3 protein-coding genes are annotated in these 3,000 nt (G+C 40.9%); 1 reads left to right on the top strand and 2 read right to left on the bottom strand.

Translation table 11 applies throughout. From position 1 onward, the window contains the following. Positions 1 to 738 (top strand): mechanosensitive ion channel family protein (locus L4C33_RS21070; protein ID WP_428814349.1); only part of this gene is annotated, 738 nt, incomplete at its 5' end. A 102-nt stretch (positions 739 to 840) separates the two neighbouring features. Here L4C33_RS21070 and L4C33_RS21065 read toward each other — a convergent pair. Together L4C33_RS21065 and L4C33_RS21060 are read right to left on the bottom strand one after the other, a co-directional pair. Beyond that, positions 841 to 2,457, bottom strand: a complete 1,617-nt coding sequence (locus L4C33_RS21065; RefSeq protein ID WP_428814348.1) for a diguanylate cyclase domain-containing protein — start codon at positions 2,455 to 2,457, stop codon at positions 841 to 843. After that, the gene (locus L4C33_RS21060) at positions 2,450 to 2,884 is read right to left on the bottom strand and encodes a type 2 periplasmic-binding domain-containing protein (RefSeq protein ID WP_428814347.1); all 435 of its coding nucleotides are present in this window, start codon (positions 2,882 to 2,884) and stop codon (positions 2,450 to 2,452) included. Before L4C33_RS21060 ends, L4C33_RS21065 begins: the two co-directional genes overlap by 8 nt. Positions 2,885 to 3,000 lie beyond the last annotated feature (116 nt).

Raw genomic sequence — 3,000 nt, 5'->3', positions numbered from 1 at the left:
GGTGTTAAGCGAAGCGTTAAGCACTCTAAAATGGATTTTAGTGTCTTGATGCAAGATTTCTTCGTATCCGTTGCATCTAAAGCGGTTGTTTTCGTTGGTCTGCTTATTGCGATGTCTCAAATCGGGATAGAGCTTGCGCCACTACTGACTGGTTTTGGTGTGGCTGGTGTGATCATTGGTTTCGCATTACAAGATACACTATCTAATTTCGCATCAGGTTTGATGATCTTGATTTATCGCCCATATGACGTAGGTGATATGGTAAAAGTCGCTGGTATTCAAGGTACAGTTAAAAATATGAACCTAGTGTCAACGACCGTTCAAACTATTGATAACCAACGACTGATTATTCCAAACAACAAGATTTGGGGTGATGTAATCAACAATATTACTGCCGAACGCGTTCGCCGTGTTGATATGGTGTTTGGTATTGGCTACGCCGATGATATTGATCGTGCTAAAGCTCTGTTTACACAAATCCTAGAAGAAGATAAGCGTGTTCTTTCTGAACCAGAAGCGATGGTTAAATTGCACACGTTGAATGAATCGTCTGTTGATTTCGTTGTACGCCCTTGGGTTAAAACAGATGACTACTGGGATGTGTATTGGGATGTCACTGAAAAAGTGAAGAAGCGTATGGACGAGCAGGGAATCTCTATCCCGTTCCCACAACGCGATGTTCACTTATATACGCATGCTGTCGAGCAACAGCCGGTTGTTAAACAAGCTACGGAATAAACGGTTTTATTCCATCGATAATTAAACCCTAATGGCTACAGAAATGTAGCCATTGTTGTATCTATATACTGCAAATATATTGAGTAGTATTTGATAACTAAATCAGAGTGACGGTGGGGTTGAATAAACCTTAGATTGGTTACGACCGTTACTTTTCGCGCTATACATTGCTTGATCTGCGCATTGTATTAAATCGGAAATATTATTGCCGTGTAGTGGTGAGATTGCGATTCCAATACTTGCACCGATACTGAACTCTAGACCGTCTTCTAGAGAGATAGGAACCGATAGCTTACGGTTTAGCTGAGACACTCTTCTATTTAAAATATTTTGGTCAGACCCCGCGATGGAGAACGCGACTAAAAACTCATCTCCTCCCCAGCGAATACAAATATCGTGGTCTCGGAAAAAGGACTTCAAACGTCGTGATATTTCAATGAGTACCGCATCACCAGCTTCATGCCCGTATTGATCGTTAATGGGTTTGAATTTATCGAGATCAATCATCATGAGTACAAGGTTTTCTTTTCTAGTTTGAACATCGTGCAATACGGTTTCAATTTTACGTTCGCCTGAACGACGGTTATAGAGTTTAGTCAATGGGTCGTGGTCTGCTTCATATTGGGTCGCTTCATGCTTCAGCGTCCTATCTGTAATGTCGTATACCAGAACTTCGATAATGAATGCTTCATCCTCTAAAGCATTAGAAACGGTAGAGAATAAGCAGTGCACCCATTTGCTTTCTTCGCCGTCACTATCATTATGTTGAGACGGTTTTAATTGTAAGTCTAAAGCGATAGATTGTTGGAATCGACTACGTTTGATTAGCTCTATTGTGTTAGTTACAGCATCCTCATCCGCGAACAAAGCAGGAAAGGGCACTTGAGTTAAAGGTACATCGCTGAGAGTTCCGTTAATCAATAAGCGCTTAAAAGCGGAGTTGACCGTCATTAGGTGATGTTTGTTGTCAATAAGCCCTATACCAGCGCTCGCTTTTTCAAAGATAAGACGATAATGCTTCTCTAACTCTTGGCTTTGCTGTCGCAGAGTTTTTTCTTCATCCATGTGTTTTTGTAGTTGGCTCATGACTTTATTGATCCCTGAAATCAAAAGCCCAAGTTCATCTTGGTCGTGCCGTTTAGGAATCGTCATACTATGTGGGTTTTCAGGGGATATTTTTGAAAAGGTTGAAACCAGAATTTTTAAAGGTTTAGTGACAATTGAATGCACGACAAACGCAATAGAGATCGAAATAAAGCTGGTGTAAATGATCAGAGTAATTGCACTTGTCTTAGCATTTTTTATGGCCTGTTGATGAATGTAGACCTGATTGGGAAATACAATGATTTCACCAACGGTTTCATCATCGATGAAAGGGTGTGCCAAGCTAGCACTAATAGGCTCGGCAGTTGAGCTAAGTTTGTAGCGTTCGACGACGAGTTCGTTCTTGCTGAGTAAAATAGCTTGAGCAATGGCGTTGTTATTCATTATCCCATCTATGATTTCACCAGCTAACACCGCGTCTTCTACATACGCTGCAATCATTGCTGGTTTCTCTACAGTACGGACGATCTGCCTTATTTGTTCATAACTTGCGAGTTCTGCAGATTTTAATTGGTGGCTATAAGTCAGATACACGCAAAGGCTGACGATGAGTATCGAAATACTCACGATAGCGAGTGTTACCTTTAGGTGCAGCATGCGCTTAATATTATTCAATTTTGTATATCACTTTGAGGTTATTAGTCACTAGAGCCTCCGGTATGTAACCGATATTGTTCGCTGAGGATTCTAAGTGAGCAATAACTTCTGACGATGAGTTGAACTTGATGGGTGGTTTGGCTCGGGTAGAGAAAAGTAACCTAGCCCAGTAGGCTTCCATCTGCTTTTCGGTTCTTTTGACCATCTGATCGTAAAAGTCGTGATTTGAACCGTGTGAATCTACTAAGTCTGTCGTCCGTACTGATAAGCCGTTGGGAAGCGTGTTATAGCGACCCATGTATATATCTATAACCTGTTCTTTAGTTAGCGAGCTTGTAGGGTTCTTGTTGCTGACAACCAGAACTAAAGAAGACGCAAGAGCCTTAGAAGGGCTCAGTAAACATATAAAGACAAATAATAGTAATGTTCTCGTGTGTATTTTCATTAGAACACCACACTTGCATTGATACTAAAAATGTTAATGGTTGTCTTTGTTGTTATCGGTTCGTCACTAGCCCAGAGGAAGCTTCCGTTTTCTCCAATTTGTGTATAGTCATATTG

This window comes from Vibrio makurazakiensis (assembly GCF_050337375.1).
GTDB lineage: Bacteria > Pseudomonadota > Gammaproteobacteria > Enterobacterales > Vibrionaceae > Vibrio > Vibrio makurazakiensis.
Note: the sequence above shows the minus strand (reverse complement) of the source record. Positions and strands in the feature narration are given on the sequence as shown.

What these genes read in the sequence shown, in the direction of transcription:
- L4C33_RS21060 (WP_428814347.1), bottom strand. Translation starts at nt 2,884, where the DNA reads ATGAAAATACACACGAGAACATTACTATTATTTGTCTTTATATGTTTA.